Here is a 20,164-nt window from a genome sequence, read left to right as displayed (position 1 = left end):
CCGAAACACTTCGTGATTTTTATTGTTTCAAGGTGAGGAGTACTAGAGAGCATCGCCTACTAAACAGGAACGCCTTCACGTGAATGACCTCAGCTCTACTGCGCCGTCCATTGGCGCAAGCTTTAACGAAATCACGCAACTGATCATCACCGCCCGGCAGCGAGCGGTGCAGGCTGTCAATACCGAGTTGATCGAACTGCACCGGCAGGTCGGGGCTTACATCAGCCGGAAGAACGAAGCGGCGGAATGGGGGGATGGAGTGGTCGCTCAATTGGCTGCTCACCTCGCGCGTACTCAGCCGGGATTACGTGGTTTCACCCGACCGAATCTCTTTCGTATGCGCCAGTTTTACGAGGCGTACAGGCACGATGCAAAAGTCTCAGCACTGCTGAGACAATTACCCTGGACCCAAAACCTGATCATTCTCAACCAAAGCAAACGTCCGGAAGAGCGTGAGTTTTACCTGCGCATGGCGATTCAGGAAAAGTGGTCGAAAAGGGAGTTGGAGCGCCAGTTCAAAGCCGCGTTATTCGAACGTAGCGTCATCAATCCCGCAAAAGTCTCACCACTGGTGAGACAAATGCATCCCGAGGCTATGAGTGTATTCAAGGACACGTATCTGGTCGAATTTCTCGATTTGGCGCAAGGCCATGTCGAGGCTGATTTGCATGACGGGTTACTGCGCAGGCTCAGGGATTTTCTGATCGAGCTGGGGCGTGACTTTTGTTTCGTCGGTTCGCAGTATCCATTGCAAGTTGGCGGCCGCGACTTTGCGTTGGACCTGCTGTTCTTCCATCGTGGGCTCAATTGCCTGGTGGCGATTGAGCTCAAGGTCGGACGCTTCGAACCAGAATATCTCGGCAAGCTGGACTTCTACCTTGAGGCGTTGGATCGCAACGTCCGTAAGCCCCATGAAAACCCGGCGTTCGGGGTCTTGCTGTGCGCCAGCAAAGATGACGAAGTCGTCGAGTACGCCCTGAACCGTTCGCTTTCGCCCGCATTGATCGCGGAATATCAGACTCAGCTGCCTGACAAGAAACTGTTGCAGGCCAAGTTGCATGAGTTTTATGCGCTGAATGTTGACGAGTGAGGGGCTGCGGGCCCCATCGCGAGCAGGCTCGCTCCCACATTTGATCTGCGGCGATTGCAAAAAATGGGTTCACAGCAAATCCCTTGTGGGAGCGAGCCTGCTCGCGATGGGGCCGGCCATCCCCAAACCCGCAGAATCCTGCTGGCAATCTCGTCCAGAACCCAGTGGTGCTTTGCGGCCGTCTGTTGGCCTACACCTGACTCACAACGCGGCGCCGAGCAGCTTGAGGTACTGAGGGCTCTCGGATATCGAGTTGTGGCCCGTGCCCGGTATCACCTGCATCGAGACCACGCCCTTGGCGAAATGTGTGTAGAGCTTTTCCGTGCTTGAGCGTGGTATGACTTCATCGTGCTCGGCGGCAATCAACAGCGTGGGGACCGTGATGTGAGAGGCGTATTTCCAGGATTCGAACTTGTCCCGAAGCAGCCACTTCACCGGGAACCAGCCGAACTGGCGGACGGCGAGGTCTTCAAGGCTGTTGTAGGGCGTGATCAGGATCAGCCGAGAAGCCGGGCGTTGGCTGGCGAGGCGCACGGCGACGCCCGAACCCAGGCTGCGCCCGACCACGGCGACAGTGGGATGGGTGTTGTAGACCATGTCGAACAAGGTCATGGCATCGCGCTGAATCGCTTCTTCTGACGGCGACCCGGAACTGCCACCGTAGCCTCGGTAATGCAGCAAATAGATCGCATGATCCGCAAAGGCCTGCGAAAAGTCGGGCAGGCTGCGGGAAACGTCCTCGGCATTGCCGCCGAAGTAGATCAACGCCTTCGGGCCGTCGTGCGGCCTGACGGTCACCAACACCTGTGCATCGGCGACTTGCAACGTCAGCAGCGTTTCGGGTGCGTCGATGGCGCGTGGTTGCGGGTAGTAGATGAGGGCGCGTTGAAACACGAACAGTGCGAAGCAGAGCACCAAGTATGCAATGGCAATGAAAGCGAAGAGAGACACCAAGGTTCGCGACATTCGGCTAAGTTTAGTGGACGACATGGACTGCTTTGGGCCTTAAGACAGCTATTGCTTGAGTGCCGTCAGAGTGTAGTTCAGCAATTTCAGCTGTGCAGGAGAGGTGCCCAATGCCAGTCAGTGACGCGCAATCCTTGTGGGAGCGAGCCTGCTCGCGAATGCGATGTGTCAGGCAACACTAATGTCGACTGACACTCCCTCTTCGCGAGCAGGCTCGCTCCCACAGGTTCCGCCCCTTGACTGACTGGCATTGGTCTTTGCCTATGATTGTTTTCAGCCGTAGAAAAATACTCACGTTGGCTGCCGGTGTTTCGGCGGTCTTCACCTTCGATCCGGCCTTTGCCGCATCGGCGCCGTCGACGGAAACAGGAGGCAAGAACATGCTGACCCGAGCCATTCCTTCCAGCAACGAGCCGTTACCCATGGTCGGGTTGGGCACCTATCGTGGCTTTGATGTCGCACCTTCCGACGCCGCCTACAAGCAACTGCCCGCCGTGCTCATCGCGTTGTTCGAGAAGGGCGGCACGGTGATCGACAGCTCGCCGATGTATGGTCGCGCCGAGCAGACGACCGGTGAATTGCTGTCGATCCATCGACCTCGTTCGCCGGCCTTTCTGGCCACCAAGGTCTGGACCCGTGGTCGCGAAGAAGGCATCGCGCAGATGGAGCAGTCGTTCAAGCTGTTGCAGACCGACCGTATCGATCTGATGCAGATTCACAACCTGCTGGACTGGAAAACCCACCTGCCCATCCTGCGCCAATGGAAAGCAGAAGGGCGCATCCGCTACATCGGCATCACCCACTACACCGCGTCGGCCTACGACGAAGTGGAGGCCGTGTTGAAAGCCGAGCCGATGGACTTTTTGCAGATCAACTATGCCCTGGACGACCGCGGTGTCGAGAAACGAATCCTGCCGTTGTGTCGTGAGCGCGGTGTGGCGGTGATCTGCAATCGACCTTTCGGCGGCGGCGATTTGCTCGCTCGATTGAAAGGCAAACCGTTACCGGGATGGGCCGCGCAAGTGGGGGTCAACAGCTGGGCGCAACTGGCGCTCAAGTACCTGCTGGCTCACACGGCGGTGACGTGTGTCATCCCCGGCACCAGCAACCCGCGCTACATGGCGGAAAACGCCGGTGCAGGTTTCGGCCCGATGCTCACGGATGCGCAGCGTCAACAGTTGATGGCCTTGGTGGGGTAGTCGTGTTGACGGAGTGACTACTGCCAAATGCGGAACCTGTGGGAGCGAGCCTGCTCGCGAAGAGGGAGTGTCAGTTGACATTAATGTTGCCTGACACACCGCATTCGCGAGCAGGCTCGCTCCCACAGGGATTGCGCTTAACTGACGGGCATTGGCGGGCCGACGTTATTGCAGGACCGCGGCTGCCGGCACATGCACAGTCTCCAGCGGAATCTCCAGCGTGAAAACCGCGCCATGACCCGGTCCATCGCTATGGACACGCAGGTGCCCGTTCATCTCTACCGCCGCGAGCGCGCAACTGTGCAGGCCAAAACCATGGCCTTCCTTGCGCGTGGTAAAACCGTGATTGAAGATGCGGGTGATGTTCTCGGCAGCGATCCCTTCGCCCTGATCTTCTACGCTGAGGCGCAGCGTTGTGTTATCGATAATCTTGACGCCCAGCGTCATATGGCGCTGACGGTTGCTGACCTTGGACATCGCATATTTGGCATTGCTGATCAGGTTGATCAGGATCAGCAGCAGCCGGTGTTTGTCGCCGATGATCGTTGGCGTGTCCTGATAGTCCTTGATGACGACAACATGGTGCCGACTCAAGGCGCCGGAATTCATGCGCAACGCATCCTCGAACAGATCGACGACGTTCAACGGCTCGACCAGCCTGGCCGCGCCGGCATAGGCCTGTTGAGTGGAAACGATGTCCTTGATGTGATCGATGCTTTTAGTGAGTTGTGTCAGTTCATCGACGATGCTCGATTGCTCGGTCGCGATGGAGTCGACCAGTTGATTGAGGTAACCGCGAAGCAGTTTGCCTTTGTCATCGAATGTCATGAACTGCCCCAGGTCTTCGGCATGCTCGTTCATCATGTTTACCGCTTTGCCCAGGCCAAGGGTTTTGCTCATCGCCAATTTGCGGGTGATCAAATCTGCCGAGACGTTAACGCTGTTCAGTACATTGCCGACGTTGTGCAACACATTGGTTGCGATCTCCGCCATGCCGGCCATTCGCGCAGCATCGACCAATTCGCGTTCGGCCTCGATCAACTCGCGGGTGCGTTCCTCGACGCGTTGTTCCAATCGCTCGTTTGCCGTTTGCAACGCGTTGTTCATCTTGTTGATCACGGCATAACTGCGAACCAGCCGGGCCGCCAGGTACAACAACAGCAGCGCCATAATGCCGGCGCATATCCCGAGATAAAGGTGATATTGGCGGTCTGTCGCGCCGGTGCGCCGTTGGGTCTCGTTCAATAACTCGTTGATGCTGTCCAGCTGCTGTGCGACCGGAATCACACTGATGCGATCAAGCAGGTCATTGACGATGGGCTGCTCTCGAACAATGGCATTCACAGCCCCTACAAATGCAGTGAAAGGCGGGCGCTGTTCCGACGGCAGTTGATTGATGTATTCATTCAGATGTTTCAGATGTTCAGAGATTTCCTCAGCCCTTTCGGTGGAGGCATAGAGGGCGTATTCGAGGGTGTCCAACGTAAGATCGAGCACCAGTGCGGCCGCTGCAAGATGCCCCTCCGGGTGTTTGTCGTTGAAATCTTCCCGCAGCGCCTGAATGTCATCTTCGAGCTCAGGCAGGGCATCCAGTGAAGTTCGCAACACCGTGTTGTGCTGTTTGAATTGCTCAACCAATCGGGTTTTGTTTTCCAGCGCATCCAGATAACCCTGCCGTCGAGATTGCCAAAGGGTCGAAAGCGGGCCGGTAGCGTTGAGGTTGTCGAGCTGCTCCCAACGTTGCTCTGCTTCAGGGTGCGCCACCAGCAGCAGGTTGTTGTTCATGCCGATTTTTGCTCTCAGAATCTTCACGTTCCAATTGGCATCGAACTGCTTGAGTTGGCGAACGAAGTCGCGAGACGCGAAGTAGGTCGAGGTGTCGTAGGAATAGGATTTGATCAGCAAAAATATCAGTACGCTTAAAAGGGTCAGCGCAATGGCGCCCAAGGCAGTCCATTTGTAATGATTGGAAAATTTCATTGCGGCATTCCTCCCTGGGCCATCCTTAGAGAGAGGTTTTGCCAACGGTTAATGATTTCCATTTTTGCGCTCCCTGCAAAATGGCGAATAATCACCACATTGTTTGTAAGCCTAGCGTTGTTGGCGAACAGTGCCGGAAAAAACACTAAATGGGGATCAGTGGGGTCACGGTCGCGGTAATGCCGGGGCTGGCTTCAACGGCAGCAGAGGCGGGAATTCCTCGGGCGTGAGGGTTTCTCGCTCCAGCAACAGGCGAGCCCCCTCATCCAGGTCGGCCCGGCGACTTTCCAGCAAGGCCTTGGCCCGTTGATAGGCTTCATCGAGCAGGGCGCGAATGCCCAAGTCGATTTCCCGGGCGGTTTGTTCCGAATAATCCTTTTCGCCCACCGTGGCCATGCGATCTCCCAGGTACGTTGCGTTTTGCCGCTCCAGCACCGACTGCCCGAGTTCGGCGCTCATGCCGAACCGGGTGATCAGTTGGCGGGCGATATCGGTCGCGCGGCCCAGATCATCGGCGGCCCCGGTGGAGATCTGGCCAAAGACTAGGTACTCGGCAGCGCGGCCGGCCATCAGCACCACAATCCGGTCTTTGAGTGTCTGGCAACTGATCACGAAATGATCCTCGGTCGGTCGCTGCAGGGTATAGCCGAGCGAGCCGATGGCGCGGGGCACGATCGACACCTTATGCACCGGGTCCATTGCCGGCAGCGTGCTGGCCGCCAGCGCATGCCCCATTTCGTGATAGGCCACCACCCGACGCTCTTCGGGATCGAGCAGGCTGCTCTTGCGTTCGAGCCCCGCGATGAGGCGTTCTACCGCTGCGGTGAAATCGTCCAGGCTGATCGCGTCGGCACCGCGCCGGGTGGCGACGATGGCCGCTTCGTTCACCAGGTTGGCCAGGTCGGCGCCGGTGAAACCGGTGGTGATTTCGGCGATACGCGCACCCTCGAGCCCTGGCTCCACGGTGACTTTCTGCAGATGAACCCTGAGGATCGCCTCCCGCCCTTTGCGATCGGGGCGGTCGATCAGAATCTGCCGGTCGAAGCGGCCGGCCCGCAACAGCGCCGGGTCGAGGACTTCCGGCCGGTTGGTCGCGGCCAGCAACACGACGCCCTCACGGGGATCGAAGCCGTCCAGTTCAGCCAGCAACTGGTTGAGGGTCTGTTCTTTTTCGTCATTGCCACCCAGCGTACCCATGCCGCGCATCTTGCCCAGCGCATCGAGTTCATCGATGAAGATGATGCAGGGCGCCGCCTGCCGGGCCTGTTCGAACAGGTCGCGTACCCGGGCAGCCCCGACCCCGATGAACATTTCGACGAACTCGGACCCCGAGATCGAGAAAAACGGTACACCGGCTTCACCGGCGATGGCTTTGGCCACCAGCGTCTTGCCGGTGCCGGGCGGGCCGACCAGCAAGGTGCCCTTGGGAATGTGCGCGCCCAGGCGTGCGTATCGCTCCTTGTTCTTGAGAAACGAGACGATTTCCACCAGTTCGGCCTTGGCCTCGTCGATGCCCGCGACATCGGCGAAGGTCACCCCGGTGTCACGTTCGACAAAGACCTTGGCCCGAGACTTGCCGACATTCATCAGCCCGCCAAGGCCTTGTTTATCCGCCATCCCGCGAAACAGGAAATGCCAGAACACCATGATGATGATAAACGGCAACAACCAGCCCAACAGGCTGCTCATAAAGGTGTTTTCGGTGGTTCCGGTAAAACCGACGCCCGATTGAGAAAGTTCGGTCGCCAGCGCCGGATCGACCCGCACCGTGGAGAACCGGTCGCGTCCGTCGATGGGCTCTTGCAACTTGCCGCTGATCTGGTCCTTCTCGACCTGCAAATCACTGACTTTTTGCTCGTTCAACAGTTGCAGGAATTGGCTGTAGGGGAGGGGCTGCACCGCTTGGCGCTCGCCAAAGAACATCTGCATGAGGCTCAGCACGATAAAAGCGATCGCGAAGTAGGACAGGTTCCACTGGTCGTTCTTTTTCATGGCCTTGGCTCAGCGTGAGAACGCAGGTCGTTCATAACGAGCCGCGCCCGCCTAATGTCATGTAGCAGCTGGCGAAGCCTGCGTTCGGCTGCGAAGCAGTCGTGAATCCGACTGACGCGGTCTGCCTGACACACCATAATCTCCGGTTTCACGCCTGCTTCGCAGCCGAACGCAGCCTCGCGGGCTCGGCAGCTCTGCTACAGAGAATATGTCGCGGCAACTGACAGGCATTAGCCGCGCCCGCCCGGTTATTTTTAGACCACATCAAAAAAGCCCCGTGCCGGTTTCCCGACAAGGGGCTTTTTTTGCGCGAAGTACTGTCTTGGATTCAGCTGGATTTGATCTGCACCTTTTTGTCCGCGTTCATGGCTTCGGGCTTCTTCGGCAGCGAAATACTCAGCACGCCTTTGCTGAAATTCCTTACCTTAAAAGGTTAGTATTCCTGCGGCTCCCAGGCCGACCAACAGTCGGTTTCCGACGGGGAGCCGTCTATTTCGAGAACTTGCGCGCACCGACCACGCAAAGGATCACCGCAACGGTCACACCCAACATGCCAAGGCTGACTTGCTCGTGCAGCAGCGTGGCCGCCAGCGCCAGGCCAAAAAACGGCTGTAGCAGTTGAAGCTGACCGACGGCGGCAATCCCGCCCTGAGCCAGCCCGCGGTACCAGAAAACGAAGCCGAGAAACATGCTGAACAGTGAGACATAAGCCAGGCTGAACCATGCGATCGGGGTGATTCCCGAGAGCGAAGGCGGGGCCAGGAACCAGGTCAGCGGGATCATGACGGGCAACGACAGCACCAGAGCCCAGGAAATCACCTGCCAGCCGCCCAGTGTTCTGGAAAGCTTCGCGCCTTCTGCATAGCCCAGTCCGCAGGCGAGGATGGCCAGCAACATCAGGATGTCCCCCGCAGGAGAAGCGGTCAGGCCTTGGGAGACGGCAAACCCCACCACCAGCAGGCTTCCCAGCACCGAGAAAAACCAGAAAACCGGCCGGGGACGCTCGCCACCGCGCCAGACCCCGAAGGCTGCGGTGGCCAGTGGCAACAGGCCAACGAAGACGATGGAATGCGCAGACGTCACATATTGCAGCGCCAGCGCCGTCAGCAGCGGAAACCCCAATACAACGCCCAGAGCCACGATTGCCAGAGAGAGAAGCTGACTCTTGGCCGGTCGTTTTTCGTTGAAAAGCAGCAACATGCACAGCGCCAGAAGGGCAGCAATACTGGCTCGGGCCACCGTCAAAAAGACCGGGTCAAATTCCAGAACGGCCACCCGTGTCGCCGGCAGCGAGCCGCTGAAAATGAGCACGCCGATGAACCCGTTGAGCCAGCCGCTCGCGGTCTTTTCCGTGGTGTGATGTTGCAGGTTCGATGTGCGTTCCATTGAGGATCCCCTTTATGCAGGTTGCATGGGAGGCATCGTATGGACGAAACTCAATACAATCAAAATATTGTCATGGATACACTTGCGCATGCCTCGTTCACGCTACAAATCACTGGTGGATGAATTTGCCGCGGACATCCGCTCCGGACGACTATTGCCGGGAACGCGCTTGCCGACCCACCGCCAATTGGCGGTAACGGAAGGCCTGGCCTTGGTGACGGCTAGCCGGGTCTATGCGGAGCTGGAAGCCATGGGCCTGGTCAGCGGGGAGATGGGGCGGGGGACCTTCGTCAGGGAAACCTCGTGGTCGCCAGGCCAGAACATCGACCAGCATAGCGTTGCGGCTGGCATGACGGACCTGAACTTCAACTATCCGGCGCTTCCAGGGCAGGCCGAGCTATTGCGAAATGCCCTGCGCCAGCTCGCATCGGCCGGCGATCTGGAATCGCTGCTGCGCTACCAGCCACACGCGGGGCGCCCGCATGAGCGCGCCTCTGTGGCGCGCCATCTGCGCGTCCGAGGTCTGACGGTCGAGGCGGAGCAGGTGCTGATCGTCACCGGTGCCCAGCAGGGTCTGGCCGTGACAATGATGGCGCTGTTGCAACCCGGTGACGTGATTGCGGCGGATGCGTTGACCTATTCAGGATTCAAGGCCCTGGCCGACTCACTGCACCTTGAGATCGTGCCCATTCCAGTGCTCGATCACGGCCCTGATCTTGAGGCGCTGGAAAATCTGTGCCGGCAGAGACGCGTGCGCGCCGTGTACACGATGCCGACCCTGCACAATCCGCTGGGATGGGTGATGAGTGCCGATCAACGCGAGTATCTGGTGACGATTGCACGTCGGCATGAGCTGCTGATCATCGAGGACGGCGCTTACGCCTTCCTGGCGGAAAATCCCCCCGCGCCGCTGGCGGTACTCGCCCCCGAGAGGACGATTTACGTGTCAGGCCTCTCCAAGAGTGTGGCCACCGGACTGCGCGTCGGCTTCGTCGTCGCCCCCCTTCAACACGTCCCCGCGCTGGAGCGCACGATCAAAGCAACCACCTGGAACACCCCGGGCGTGATGACGGCAATCGCCACTGCATGGCTCGACGACGGCACCGTCATGCAACTGGAAGCTGAAAAGCGCCAGGATGCGCAAGCGAGGCAGGTCGTGGCCGGCGAGGTATTGGCGGGGCTGCGCTGCATTCGCCATCCATCATCATATTTTCTTTGGCTGCCATTGTCGGAAGACGCACGGGCCGACCAGATCGCCATGGCGTTGATGCGCGAAAACGTGTCGGTTTCAACTGCTGAACCGTTTGCCACTTCGGCCAATGTCCCGCATGCGTTTCGTCTGGCGCTGGGCTCTGTGGAGATGGGCGCACTGCGCGAGGCGCTGGAAAAAGTGAAGTGGATGATTGGGGCTTATTCGTAGCCGCTCTGAACCTGCTCAACGATCAGTTGGGCCAGTACCCGTACTGGTTCGGTAAAACTTTTCCGGGCCCGATGGACGAGGCCGATATCACGATGAAAGGTGTGTTGCCCCAGATCCAGCACGCGCACCCCGGCGGGCCAGTCCTGATGGGTCGCCGTCTGCGGCACCAGCGCTACGCCGACGCCATTTTCGACCAGCTTGATAATGGCCTCCAGTTCATCCAGCTCGCACACTTCACGCAAGGTGAAATGCATCTGCCGCAAGAAGCGATCGACCTGCCGGCCGCCAAACGATGATCGGTCATAGCGAATGAAGGGTTGGCTGGAAAGCAGTGCCGACCAGTCTTCTCCGGGCACATCGCGCGGAACGATCAGCCGGTAGGGCTCAAGGGCCAGGGTCGTCCAGCGCAGATCGCTTTGCAGCGAGAAGGGCGGGCGAATGATCACCGCCATGTCGATCTCGCCGGCATCCACCAGGTTGACCAGCTCCATCGACAGACCGGGGATCACACGGGTTCGGCATTGCGGACACTGTTGGTGAAATTTGGCGAGCGCATCCGGTAAGTACGAACGCTGCACGGAAGCGATGGCGCCGATGTTCACCAGAACACTGGCTGGCAGCCCAACCGTGATGGACCCCAGATTGTCATAAAGGCGAAGCAGCTCCTGCGCCTGCAGAAGTATCTGATGCCCCATTCTGTTCAAGTGGGCCGAGCGGCCCTTGCGGTCGAAAATCTGGAAACCCAGCTCGGCCTCCAGACGCTGCATCTGGGCGCTCACGGCAGCCTGGGTCAGGCCGATCCTGTTCCCGGCAGCGGCAAAGGTGCCTTCCCGCGCGACGGCAATGAGTGTTTTCAGTTCTTTGATCATTCACAAATATTAATTGTGTTTCTAAGAAATATATATTGATTTTTTTGCTTGGTCTGCGGCTCTACGATTGGCTCCGTACTCAAAACAAAACCGATAACAACCTTGATTGGAGTTCCGATGAGCCTTTCTCCTTTTCACTTGGCGATCCCTGTTTATGACCTCGCGGCGGCACGTACTTTTTACGGTGAAGTGTTCGGGCTGCAAGAGGGTCGCTCCAGCACGCAGTGGGTCGACTTTGATTTCTACGGTCACCAACTGGTTATCCATGAGCACCCAAGAACTGCTTCTCAGGAGAGCGTCCATAGCAATCCGGTAGACGGGCACGACGTCCCCGTTCCGCACTTCGGCATCATCCTGGAGTGGCAGCAGTGGGAAGCCCTGGCCGAGCGCCTGAAGTCCTTTGGTACGGAGTTTGTGATTGAACCCTACATTCGATTCAAGGGGCAGATCGGTGAACAAGCCACGATGTTCCTGTTCGATCCCTGTGGCAATGCACTTGAGTTCAAGGCATTCAAGGATATGAGCCAGCTCTTCGCCAAGTAATAAAAGCAATGGCACAACCTTGTTGTGCCATTCGAATTCAAGTGAGCTGGAAGCTCATGACTCTAGCAACTGCTACGTAACGCAGTCCTTTCATTCAAACAAGAAGGCTAGACATGAAACGTATCCCTTTGGTTTGGCAAATAGTTGCCGGGCTTGTGCTTGGCGTGCTCGTCGGTTGGTACTTCAATACGCACCCGCAGTATCAAGGGTGGATCAGTTCTGAAGTCCTCAAACCCCTTGGCGATATCTTCATCAAAATGATGAAGATGGTCGTGGTGCCCATTGTGTTCTGTTGCATGATCCTGGGGATTGCCGGTGGCGGTGATAACAAGTCCTTTGGGCGCATGGGCGTCAAGTCGCTGGGGTATTTCTTCGCGATTACCGGCCTGGCCATTGTGATGGGGTTGTGTTTCGCCAATATCTTCGAGCCCGGCACGGGCACTGATATTTCGGGCATTTCCCACAACACCGCTTCGGTCAACATGGAGCCTTCGAAGGGCGCTCTCGTCATCCTGCAGAACATCGTTCCCGATAACGTTTTTGTCGCGATGTCGGAAGCGAAGTTGCTCTCGGTACTGTTCTTCGCCGTGCTGTTTGGCCTGGCGTTGAATTCACTTCCCAGAGAAAAAAGCGCACCGGTGGTGGCGGTGGTTCAAGGCATCTCTGATGCCATGTTCAAGGTCGTCAGTATTGTCATGGCTTATGCGCCGATCGGCGTATTCGGCATGATCGGCGCTACCGTGGCGACCTTTGGCTTTGCCTCGCTATTGCCTTTGCTCAAGTTGATCGGTGTGGTTTACCTGGCACTGATTGTCTTTGCGCTGGTGGTGCTGGGCGGTATTTGCTACCTGATCGGCGAGAATATTTTCAAACTGATCAAGTATTTCCGTGATGAGCTGATTCTGGCGTTCTCCAGCGCCGCGTCGGCGTCGGTCATGCCGCAGCTGATGAGCAAGCTGGAACACTATGGCGTGCCGCGCCGTATCGTCAGTTTTGTGGTGCCGGTGGGTTATGCATTCAACCTGGATGGCGCGTCGATCTTCCTCGGCGTGGCGACGATTTTTGTCGCGCAACTCTATGGGATCGACCTGTCGCTGTCCCAGCAGATCCTGCTGGTGGTGACGATGGTGCTGACGTCCAAAGGGGCTGCCGGGGTTCCCGGATTCGCCATCATCATCCTGTCCGCCACCTTGGCGTCTGCCGGTCTTCCACTGGAAGGGGTCGCACTGATTGCCGGCATCTTCCGGATTATCGACAGCGGTACCACCACCCTGAACGTGCTGGGCAATGCGATTGCCCCCTTGGTCATCGCCAAGTGGGAAAAGGTCAGCATTGAGCCTTCAGTTGCCCGAGTGGCGCAGAAAACCTAGCCACCAACCTTCAGTTAAACGCAATCCATGTGGGAGCGGGCTTGCTCGCGAAGGCGTCATAACATTCAACATCTATGTCGACTGTCAGTCCGCTTTCGCGAGCAAGCCCGCTCCCACAGGTTCCGTGCAATAACCCGTGTCAGTTACTTATCAGGAGTCATGCAATGAGCAGTCTTACTTACGTTCAGGAATACAATGCGATTGTCGAGGTGCTGAACCAGTACAACGAAGGCGGCGCGAAGGCCGATAGTGCGCTGATGAAGCCCGCCTTCAACGAGCAGGCCACCATGTTTGGCGTCGATGGCGACAAGCTCGTCGGCGGCGCGATCCAGAATCTCTACGACGTCATCGACAATGCGTTCCGTCCATCCCCGGAAGCCAAAGCCGCCATCGTATGCATCGACATCGTCGGCACGGCTGCCAGTGCGCGGGTCGATACCGACAACGTCTCGGGGTTCCGCTTCACCGACTTCTTCAACCTGCTGAAGGTAGAAGGCAAGTGGACCATCGTCAGCAAGATTTACCACACCCATCCGAGCGTCTGATCTCTCGGGTTGGTGGCGCTACCGTTTGAAAAAACCAGGAAAGTCCTCAACGCCGAGGACTTTCCTGGAACCGGTAAAGAGCCCTTTTTCCAGCATCTAGCGCATTACAATCTCACTGAATTTGACGGTAAGCGCCTCATCATTCCCATCCCGAAACACTAACTTGATCGCAGGCGTTTTGCTCAGCTTGCTGTTGCTCTGCTGGAAGATCAGCGTAACGCGTGTCGGTACGTTGCGAATCAGCGGGAAGCGTAGCCAGGCGTTGTCCTCGACTTGGCCTACCCGGATCGACTCGAACTTGAGAGGGCCGCCAGACTCGTCGAATAGTCGGGTGCCGTCGTCGAAGCGAAAGCTGCGATCTATATTCAGGTTGGTCAGTTCAAAAGTGCAGGTGGGTAGACGGCCGATATTTTCGCAGCCTTCCAGTTCGATGCGAACGTTATCCAGCACTTCCATACGCTTGCCGAGCAGGTTGTTGCCTTCGTTTTCGACGATCTTGGCTTGCAATTTGGCAAATTCGAAAGAGGGCTTGGCATATTCGGTGCCCAAGATGAAGAAGCCAAAAGACAAACTGGCAACCATGAAGAACTGCAATGCGCCGCGGAGCATCGGCGTGAAGTTACGAATCTGCCAGCCGATTGAAACGGCTCCCAGAAACAGAAATGTGCTCACCAGCAACACCACGTTTTTCCAGCTGATGAAGCTGAAACCGAACACGCTAGGGTCCGGCACGGCATAAGTGATTAACGCCCACATGGCGCCCAGCACGACGCCGAGGCCTGCCATACCACGGGTGATCAATGAGGTGATTTTCTGAGTGCGGGTAAGCGGTATTGCTGAATCTTGCGGGGATATCACTGTGTTGACTCCTTGTTTCGTAGCCGATCGTCCGTCCTTGAAGGCGACTGTCAGGCTGTAGCAATAAAAAACCTTGAGGAATCAAGGTTCGGGCCTGATGGTGGCAGGTTGGCATTATCCAGTAATGGCGCGATGGGTAAAGGACCGTTTAGGGATTGTTGTCAGCGCCTTCGGGCACAGTGAAGTTTTTCCCTTATTCCGCATTTAGAGCATTGCGTACTTGGATAGCAATAGCCCCAAATCCTTGTCCTCTCCCTCGGTTGGAAGTGGATAAATCCTGCTTGTCCGTAACGTCCTCCCAGGTTTCGACGTTCAACACGTGCTCATGTCTGGAGTCCGTGTTCAGTTCAAATTTCATGAAGCGATCCAACGCTGTGAGCAGCAGACCAAACAAACTGGGCATGCCGGGAAAATCTACCTCTAGCTCGAGCACGATCGTTTCAGACCAGTCGATCCCTTGGCTTTTGCCGAAGCAGTTCAATGCAGAAGGGACGCCGTCGATCCGCCACTTTTTTGCGGTCGGCGCGAGTTCGTAAGCACTGACGGCATTTTGTTCTTGTACATTCAGTTGCTGCTTCTTCAGGAGGCGATCGATGTTCATTGCTGGGTTCAGAGCCCGTCTGATTTGATGATGTTAATCAGCGTTATCAACGATGAGATTCCTAAACGCCGAATACCTCATCCATCACTGGCCGATCATGGGTTAGTAAAAAACGCTGATGTTTCTGATATAGCTGCGCCAGAGCAGCCCTGTTCGGACCGACGACATCCATGCCGCGATCATCGTAGGGAAATGCCATAACCTGCTGGCTCAGGTTGAAGAGGTAGATGTCACAAAACGGACGTGGCCGAATGTCTCCAAAATCCTTCGCCAATGCACACCAGAGAAAATTCTGAAGTAGCGACAAAGGGGCATGAAAGGCGACGTTTACCCAATACTCTTCTTCACTTTCATCAAACCAGTCATCCAGATGAATGGGGTTATTCCATCGGGAATGATTCGAGGGGATTCCGATGCCAGCGGCTCGAAGCTCTGCTAAAGCAGATCGGAGTGCAAAGGGATTTGTCCCGGAGCGAACACGAAGACAGACAACGAGCGATCCTTCGTCAGGGAAAATGTCCGCGCAAATGCATCGTGCTTTTTGAAGCGCGAGAAGAAACTGTTCAATGGCAGTTCCCTTTTCGGAAAGGCCAAATCGCAAACCTCCCGGGCAGGAATAGAACAGCGGCCGTTCGAAGGCTTTTCCCCCGAAAACCTCGTCAATTTTACGCTGCAGGTTCACTACTTTACGGTCCTTCGCAAGAGGGATTAACAAAAGGGAGTCGGCGGCCAAGGACACAACTTTAGGCGCATCGGGCTTTCCGGCGAGTCCAAAGTCTGCAGGGTTGGGGCTTTGAGGCGCAGGGGCACTGCTTCACTGGAATAAACATCGAATATTTGCTTAAGTTCACTGACACACCTGTGCGGTGATCGAATCCCAAGGCGCTTCAACCGGAGAATCCCATGACCCCTCGATTCCCGCGTTTCGCCGCATTGCTCGCCATCCTCCTGGTCGGCACCTTGCCCAGCGCCTACGCCGTCGAATACACCCAGGTGAACACCACCGCCAGCAAGATCTCGTTCACCTATAACCAGTTCGGCACCAGGGCGTATGGCACCTTCGGCAAGTTCGACGTCACGCTCGATTTCGACACCGCGAACCCCACCGCGGCCCGCACCACGCTGACCATCGACCTTGCCAGCATCGATGCCGGGGCCAGCGATGCCAACAGCGAGCTGCAAAAGCCTGCCTGGTTCAACACGGCGAACTATCCGGTGGCGACCTTTGAATCGACTGGAGTGGCAGCACTGGGCGACCATCGCTACTTGATCACCGGCAACCTCACGCTCAGGGGCATGACGCGCGAGTTGCAGGTGAAGGTGCTGTTGAAACCGGAACATGCCATCGGGATTTTCGATGGCGACATCGTTGTTAAACGCAGCGACTTCAACATCGGGGAAGGGGAGTGGGGCGACAAGGTTGTCTCCAACGACATCAGCATCCGCTTCCGCATCGTCGCGCCCGAGCGGTGATTTTCCCGCGAGGGGCTCGATCTGTGACAATAGCGGGGCTGATGCTCAGTAAGCCTTAACCCGGAGTCAGAAACGCAATGCCCCAGCTCACCCACTTTGCCACTCCGTGCCCGGAGCCCATCAACAGCCAGATCCTGCAGATGGTCGTCGACAATCTGACCGACATCAGCATGGTGGGCATCGCGCCGAGCAACCCGTTGTACAACGTCTATCAATACGCGGTGGGTTATGAGGTTCATCTCTACCTCGAAGCGCTCAGCGGCGCCAAAGGCATTGCTGTCGAACTGATCGTTGCAACGGATGACGAAGACCCCGAGATGGTCGTCGGCTTTCTGCTGTACCTGCCGGTCAAGGACGATCCCCAGGCGTGTGGCGTGGCGTATATGGCGGTGCAGGCCGGCCATCGGCGGCGAGGCGTCGCCCGGGCGATGCTGAAAGACATGCTCGGCCGCTACCCGCATGCCGAACTGACCTGCACCGTCGCCAAGGTGCCCTGGTTCGAATCGATGGGCTTCCAGGTGTTGGGCGTGCGCGGCACTCAAGTGCTGATGAACACCCGTGATCACGGCACCGAAGGCTTGATGGGTTTACTGGATGTCACATCAATCTACAGTTCTCTGGAGGTGCGGCAGATACATACGTATCTGCTGCAGAAACACGGCAAGCGGGCGATGATCGATGCAGAGAAGCAGCGCGACCGGCATCTCGACCAGATGACGCGCAACGCCAAGGCGTTTGTGCTGAATCGTTTGGGCGAAACCGCAGTGCGCGGGTCTCGTCCCGACTAGACTGTTGAGTCCTTTCGGGCGCGCAGGCTGGCCGAGGCGTGATATTCTGTCGCATTAACTTGGTTTGACTTATTCGGTTCGTACGTCCACAGACGTCCGACAGAATCAATGTCGCTCAAGTAACTGAGCCAATAATGATAAAAAGTCAGTGCACGAGGGACATATAACTGAGGTCGATGGAGTCACGTCGGCCTTGTGTGCCCACCTTCAAATCCTTGTAGATGCAGTAACCCACGGCACGCTGCCTGCGTACCCGTACACCTGGGTTGCTCATGATTGAGGATTGGGGGCGGATGGCGTTTATCATAGGTGCTACAGATGTTTAAGAAACTGAACACGGCCCTGCTGGGGCTGGCTTTGTCGATGGGGATCACGTCCGCCTACGCGGAAGAGGCAAAGAAAGTCGATGTGCTGCTCATTGGCGGCGGCATCATGAGTGCAACGCTGGGTGTTTGGCTCAATGAGCTGGAACCCGGTCTGTCGATGGAAATGGTCGAGCGCCTCGACGGCGTCGCCCAGGAAAGCTCCAACGGCTGGAACAACGCCGGTACCGGTCACTCCGCCCTGGCCGAGTTGAACTACACCCCGGAAGACGATAAGGGCAACGTCCAGATCGCCAAAGCCGTTGAAATCAACGAAGCCTTCCAGATCTCCCGTCAGTTCTGGGCCTGGCAAGTTCAGCAAGGCGTGCTGAAGAACCCGCGTTCGTTCATCAACTCCACTCCGCACATGAGCTTTGTGTGGGGCGATGACAACATCAAGTTCCTGAAGAAGCGCTACGAAGCCCTGCAAGCAAGCCCGCTGTTCGCCGGCATGCAGTACTCCGAAGACCCGGCTGTGATCAAGAAGTGGGTTCCGCTGATGATGGAAGGGCGTGACCCCAACCAGAAAGTCGCGGCCACCTGGAGCCCGCTCGGCACCGACATGAACTTTGGCGAGATCACCCGCCAGTTCGTCGCGCACCTGCAAACCACGCCGAAGTTCGACTTGAAACTGTCTAGCGAAGTGCAAGACATCACCAAGAACGAAGACGGCACCTGGCGCGTCAGCTACAAAAACCTGAAAGACGGCACCGAAACCGAAACCGACGCCAAGTTCGTCTTCATCGGCGCGGGCGGCGGTGCGCTGCACCTGCTGCAGAAGTCCGGCATTCCTGAAGCCAAGGAATACGCAGGCTTCCCGGTTGGCGGCTCGTTCCTGGTAACCGAAAACCCGACCCTGGCCGAACAACACCTGGCCAAGGCCTACGGCAAAGCCTCCGTTGGCGCACCGCCAATGTCGGTTCCGCACCTGGACACCCGCGTGCTGGACGGCAAGCGCGTCATCCTGTTTGGCCCATTCGCGACCTTCAGCACCAAGTTCCTGAAAGAAGGTTCCTACCTGGACCTGCTGACCACCACCACCACGCACAACGTGTGGCCAATGACCAAGGTCGGCATCAAGGAATACCCGCTGGTCGAGTACCTTGCAGGCCAACTGATGCTGTCTGACGAAGACCGCCTCAACGCCCTGAAAGAATACTTCCCGAACGCCAAAGCCGAAGACTGGCGCCTGTGGCAAGCCGGCCAACGTGTGCAAATCATCAAGCGTGATGAAGCTGTCGGTGGCGTGCTGAAGTTGGGTACCGAGATCGTTGCTTCTGCGGACGGCACCATTGCTGGTCTGCTGGGTGCATCGCCGGGCGCATCGACTGCCGCACCGATCATGCTGACCGTGCTGCAGAAAGTGTTCAAGGACAAGGTTGCAACGCCTGCCTGGCAGGAAAAGCTGCGTCAGATCGTGCCGAGCTATGGCACTCAGTTGAACAGCAATCCTGCGAAGGTTGCGGAAGAGTGGGCTTATACCTCCAAGGTATTGCAGCTGACTCCGCCGCCGGCGATTGGTCAGGTGGTGGCTCCAGCTGCTGCTCCGGCTGCTCCGGCCAAGGCGCCGAAGGCTAATGCTGCGACGGATATGGCTTTGTAAGTAGAAGCGTAATCGGAAAGCCCACTGGATCGGTGACGGTCAAGTGGGCTTTTTTGTGTTTGGGATTCAGTGCAGATGATTTGCGAGAGTCGCCAAAAGGAGATGCTTTTGTGGCGAGGGAGCTTGCTCCCGTTGGGCTGCGGAGCAGCCCCAGCGCGTGCTCGGCCGTTTGGTGACCAGTCACCGCTGGCGCTTTTGAAAGGGAGTTTGAGGGTGAAGCTGGATGCGCCCTTCGCATTGCAACTATCAAAGCCCTTTACCGAGGGGCAAGCCTCTCGGTAAAGGGCTGAGTGATTACTTAGGTGGAACGTAACCGTCCGGTCAGTACCCACTCCTGATAGCCTCAAAAATTAGCAAAATTAGTGTCCACCATTTTTTAGTGGGCACTATCTTGGATACAACTGCCCCTGCCCGTCGAACTGGCCGCCGCCCCAACTTCTCGTCAGAGTTCAAACGTAAAGTCGTCGAGGCCACTCTCCAGCCGGGCGCCTCCGTGTCGTTGATCGCTCGCGAACATGACGTCAATGCCAACCTGGTCTTTCGCTGGCGGCACCAATATCAGGAAGGGGCATTCGGCCCCGTCAACCAGAGTGCAACGTTTTTGCCTGTCCAGGTGATCGAGGCGCCAATGGATCTGCCGCAAGTCGTCCAGCCACAGGCAGAGTGTCATTCCGAGATCGCAGTTGAGGTAGGAAAAGCCAAGCTGCGTATCACGGGCGCACCAGATCCGCAGACGCTGCAATTCGTCTTGCAGCAGTTATTGCGATGATTGCCCCGCCCGCTGGAACCCGTATCTGGATCGCCGCCGGCGTCACGGACATGCGCCGTGGCTTCGATGGATTGGCGGCCTTGGTGCAGACTCAACTGGAAGCCGACCCGTTCTCCGGTCAGATCTTCGCCTTTCGCGGACGACGCGGTGACCGGATCAAGTTGTTGTGGTGGGATGGCGATGGCTTGTGCCTGTTTTGCAAACGGCTGGAGCAAGGACGCTTTGTCTGGCCGCAAGCAACCAGCGGCAGTGTGTCACTGACCGCTGCGCAGTTGTCGATGCTGTTGGAGGGTATCGATGGGCGCAGGCCAATTCGTACAGCACCCGTCCTCGCGGTCTGACTTGCCGCG

The 20,164-nt window shown here is 57.3% G+C and carries 18 protein-coding genes and 2 pseudogenes; 11 read left to right on the top strand and 9 right to left on the bottom strand.

The features are described from left to right. The first annotated feature begins 79 nt into the window (after nt 1–79). The gene (locus ACYZT2_RS17570; RefSeq protein WP_461965988.1) at nt 80–1,090 is read left to right on the top strand and encodes a PDDEXK nuclease domain-containing protein; all 1,011 of its coding nucleotides are present in this window, start codon (nt 80–82) and stop codon (nt 1,088–1,090) included. 201 nt (nt 1,091–1,291) lie between these two features. Here ACYZT2_RS17570 and ACYZT2_RS17565 read toward each other — a convergent pair whose 3' ends face one another. Then, nucleotides 1,292–2,080 (bottom strand): alpha/beta hydrolase, encoded by a 789-nt coding sequence (locus ACYZT2_RS17565; protein ID WP_461965986.1) that lies wholly within the window; start codon nt 2,078–2,080, stop codon nt 1,292–1,294. A 356-nt stretch (nt 2,081–2,436) separates the two neighbouring features. Between ACYZT2_RS17565 and ACYZT2_RS17560 the strand changes: the two genes are divergently transcribed. Further along, a complete protein-coding gene (locus tag ACYZT2_RS17560; RefSeq protein WP_461973152.1) occupies nt 2,437–3,255 on the top strand; it encodes an aldo/keto reductase in 819 nt (272 codons plus the stop codon). 165 nt (nt 3,256–3,420) lie between these two features. Here ACYZT2_RS17560 and ACYZT2_RS17555 read toward each other — a convergent pair whose 3' ends face one another. The 4 genes and pseudogenes from ACYZT2_RS17555 to ACYZT2_RS17540 all read right to left on the bottom strand — a co-directional run bounded on the left by ACYZT2_RS17555 (nt 3,421) and on the right by ACYZT2_RS17540 (nt 8,613). After that, nucleotides 3,421–5,235 (bottom strand): DAHL domain-containing protein, encoded by a 1,815-nt coding sequence (locus ACYZT2_RS17555; RefSeq protein WP_461965984.1) that lies wholly within the window; start codon nt 5,233–5,235, stop codon nt 3,421–3,423. A 165-nt stretch (nt 5,236–5,400) separates the two neighbouring features. Continuing rightward, nucleotides 5,401–7,227 carry an ATP-dependent zinc metalloprotease FtsH gene (ftsH, locus tag ACYZT2_RS17550; protein WP_461965982.1) on the bottom strand — a complete coding sequence of 609 codons (1,827 nt, stop codon included), beginning with the start codon at nt 7,225–7,227 and terminating at the stop codon, nt 5,401–5,403. Nucleotides 7,228–7,555: 328 nt separating this feature from the next. Then, a pseudogene (locus ACYZT2_RS17545) lies at nt 7,556–7,645 on the bottom strand (Hsp20/alpha crystallin family protein); the annotation flags it as partial. A 71-nt stretch (nt 7,646–7,716) separates the two neighbouring features. After that, nucleotides 7,717–8,613, bottom strand: a complete 897-nt coding sequence (locus ACYZT2_RS17540) for a DMT family transporter (RefSeq protein WP_461965980.1) — start codon at nt 8,611–8,613, stop codon at nt 7,717–7,719. An 88-nt stretch (nt 8,614–8,701) separates the two neighbouring features. Between ACYZT2_RS17540 and ACYZT2_RS17535 the strand changes: the two genes are divergently transcribed. Next, a complete protein-coding gene (locus ACYZT2_RS17535; RefSeq protein ID WP_461965978.1) occupies nt 8,702–10,033 on the top strand; it encodes an aminotransferase-like domain-containing protein in 1,332 nt (443 codons plus the stop codon). Here ACYZT2_RS17535 and ACYZT2_RS17530 read toward each other — a convergent pair. After that, the gene (locus ACYZT2_RS17530) at nt 10,024–10,902 is read right to left on the bottom strand and encodes a LysR family transcriptional regulator (protein ID WP_461965976.1); all 879 of its coding nucleotides are present in this window, start codon (nt 10,900–10,902) and stop codon (nt 10,024–10,026) included. The two genes, ACYZT2_RS17535 and ACYZT2_RS17530, sit on opposite strands and share 10 nt — an antisense overlap. Before the next feature lie 117 nt (nt 10,903–11,019). Here ACYZT2_RS17530 and ACYZT2_RS17525 point away from each other — a divergent pair, with 117 nt between their 5' ends. The 3 genes from ACYZT2_RS17525 (at nt 11,020) to ACYZT2_RS17515 (ending at nt 13,360) form a co-directional block, all read left to right on the top strand. After that, the gene (locus ACYZT2_RS17525; RefSeq protein ID WP_461965974.1) at nt 11,020–11,445 is read left to right on the top strand and encodes a VOC family protein; all 426 of its coding nucleotides are present in this window, start codon (nt 11,020–11,022) and stop codon (nt 11,443–11,445) included. Nucleotides 11,446–11,558: 113 nt separating this feature from the next. Beyond that, on the top strand, nt 11,559–12,815 hold the full coding sequence (locus ACYZT2_RS17520; protein ID WP_461965972.1) for a cation:dicarboxylate symporter family transporter: 1,257 nt from the start codon (nt 11,559–11,561) through the stop codon (nt 12,813–12,815). Nucleotides 12,816–12,979: 164 nt separating this feature from the next. After that, nucleotides 12,980–13,360 carry a nuclear transport factor 2 family protein gene (locus ACYZT2_RS17515; RefSeq protein ID WP_461965970.1) on the top strand — a complete coding sequence of 127 codons (381 nt, stop codon included), beginning with the start codon at nt 12,980–12,982 and terminating at the stop codon, nt 13,358–13,360. A gap of 96 nt (nt 13,361–13,456) precedes the next feature. Here ACYZT2_RS17515 and ACYZT2_RS17510 read toward each other — a convergent pair whose 3' ends face one another. The 3 genes from ACYZT2_RS17510 to ACYZT2_RS17500 form a co-directional block, all read right to left on the bottom strand. After that, on the bottom strand, nt 13,457–14,218 hold the full coding sequence (locus tag ACYZT2_RS17510; protein WP_461965968.1) for a hypothetical protein: 762 nt from the start codon (nt 14,216–14,218) through the stop codon (nt 13,457–13,459). A 193-nt stretch (nt 14,219–14,411) separates the two neighbouring features. Beyond that, nucleotides 14,412–14,819 carry a hypothetical protein gene (locus ACYZT2_RS17505; protein WP_461965966.1) on the bottom strand — a complete coding sequence of 136 codons (408 nt, stop codon included), beginning with the start codon at nt 14,817–14,819 and terminating at the stop codon, nt 14,412–14,414. A gap of 61 nt (nt 14,820–14,880) precedes the next feature. Next, nucleotides 14,881–15,501, bottom strand: coding sequence for a DUF3885 domain-containing protein (locus ACYZT2_RS17500; protein WP_461965964.1), 621 nt, complete (start codon nt 15,499–15,501; stop codon nt 14,881–14,883). 221 nt (nt 15,502–15,722) lie between these two features. On the opposite strand from ACYZT2_RS17500, the gene ACYZT2_RS17495 reads away from it, so the two are divergent. From ACYZT2_RS17495 to tnpB, 5 genes and pseudogenes are all read left to right on the top strand, one after another. Next, a complete protein-coding gene (locus tag ACYZT2_RS17495) occupies nt 15,723–16,292 on the top strand; it encodes a YceI family protein (protein ID WP_461965962.1) in 570 nt (189 codons plus the stop codon). A gap of 77 nt (nt 16,293–16,369) precedes the next feature. Then, nucleotides 16,370–17,080 (top strand): GNAT family N-acetyltransferase, encoded by a 711-nt coding sequence (locus ACYZT2_RS17490; RefSeq protein WP_461965960.1) that lies wholly within the window; start codon nt 16,370–16,372, stop codon nt 17,078–17,080. Nucleotides 17,081–17,398: 318 nt separating this feature from the next. After that, nucleotides 17,399–19,045, top strand: a complete 1,647-nt coding sequence (gene mqo / locus ACYZT2_RS17485) for a malate dehydrogenase (quinone) (RefSeq protein ID WP_461965958.1) — start codon at nt 17,399–17,401, stop codon at nt 19,043–19,045. Nucleotides 19,046–19,517: 472 nt separating this feature from the next. Further along, a pseudogene (locus ACYZT2_RS17480) lies at nt 19,518–19,814 on the top strand (transposase); the annotation flags it as partial. Continuing rightward, nucleotides 19,811–20,155 carry an IS66 family insertion sequence element accessory protein TnpB gene (gene tnpB, locus ACYZT2_RS17475; RefSeq protein ID WP_461965956.1) on the top strand — a complete coding sequence of 115 codons (345 nt, stop codon included), beginning with the start codon at nt 19,811–19,813 and terminating at the stop codon, nt 20,153–20,155. The pseudogene ACYZT2_RS17480 and the gene tnpB, both read left to right, overlap by 4 nt. Nucleotides 20,156–20,164 lie beyond the last annotated feature (9 nt).

The sequence above is a fragment of the Pseudomonas sp. MDT1-85 genome (assembly GCF_054898065.1).
The sequence above is the reverse complement of the archived record's forward strand: the minus strand, read 5'-3'. Positions and strand labels throughout refer to the sequence as shown.

Coding starts and splice junctions, on each gene's coding strand:
- ACYZT2_RS17565 (WP_461965986.1), bottom strand. CDS start 2,080: ATGTCGTCCACTAAACTTAGCCGAATGTCGCGAACCTTGGTGTCTCTC.
- ACYZT2_RS17560 (WP_461973152.1), top strand. CDS start 2,437: ATGCTGACCCGAGCCATTCCTTCCAGCAACGAGCCGTTACCCATGGTC.
- ACYZT2_RS17555 (WP_461965984.1), bottom strand. CDS start 5,235: ATGAAATTTTCCAATCATTACAAATGGACTGCCTTGGGCGCCATTGCG.
- ftsH (WP_461965982.1), bottom strand. CDS start 7,227: ATGAAAAAGAACGACCAGTGGAACCTGTCCTACTTCGCGATCGCTTTT.
- ACYZT2_RS17540 (WP_461965980.1), bottom strand. CDS start 8,613: ATGGAACGCACATCGAACCTGCAACATCACACCACGGAAAAGACCGCG.
- ACYZT2_RS17535 (WP_461965978.1), top strand. CDS start 8,702: ATGCCTCGTTCACGCTACAAATCACTGGTGGATGAATTTGCCGCGGAC.
- ACYZT2_RS17530 (WP_461965976.1), bottom strand. CDS start 10,902: ATGATCAAAGAACTGAAAACACTCATTGCCGTCGCGCGGGAAGGCACC.
- ACYZT2_RS17525 (WP_461965974.1), top strand. CDS start 11,020: ATGAGCCTTTCTCCTTTTCACTTGGCGATCCCTGTTTATGACCTCGCG.
- ACYZT2_RS17520 (WP_461965972.1), top strand. CDS start 11,559: ATGAAACGTATCCCTTTGGTTTGGCAAATAGTTGCCGGGCTTGTGCTT.
- ACYZT2_RS17515 (WP_461965970.1), top strand. CDS start 12,980: ATGAGCAGTCTTACTTACGTTCAGGAATACAATGCGATTGTCGAGGTG.
- ACYZT2_RS17505 (WP_461965966.1), bottom strand. CDS start 14,819: ATGAACATCGATCGCCTCCTGAAGAAGCAGCAACTGAATGTACAAGAA.
- ACYZT2_RS17495 (WP_461965962.1), top strand. CDS start 15,723: ATGACCCCTCGATTCCCGCGTTTCGCCGCATTGCTCGCCATCCTCCTG.
- ACYZT2_RS17490 (WP_461965960.1), top strand. CDS start 16,370: ATGCCCCAGCTCACCCACTTTGCCACTCCGTGCCCGGAGCCCATCAAC.
- mqo (WP_461965958.1), top strand. CDS start 17,399: ATGTTTAAGAAACTGAACACGGCCCTGCTGGGGCTGGCTTTGTCGATG.
- tnpB (WP_461965956.1), top strand. CDS start 19,811: ATGATTGCCCCGCCCGCTGGAACCCGTATCTGGATCGCCGCCGGCGTC.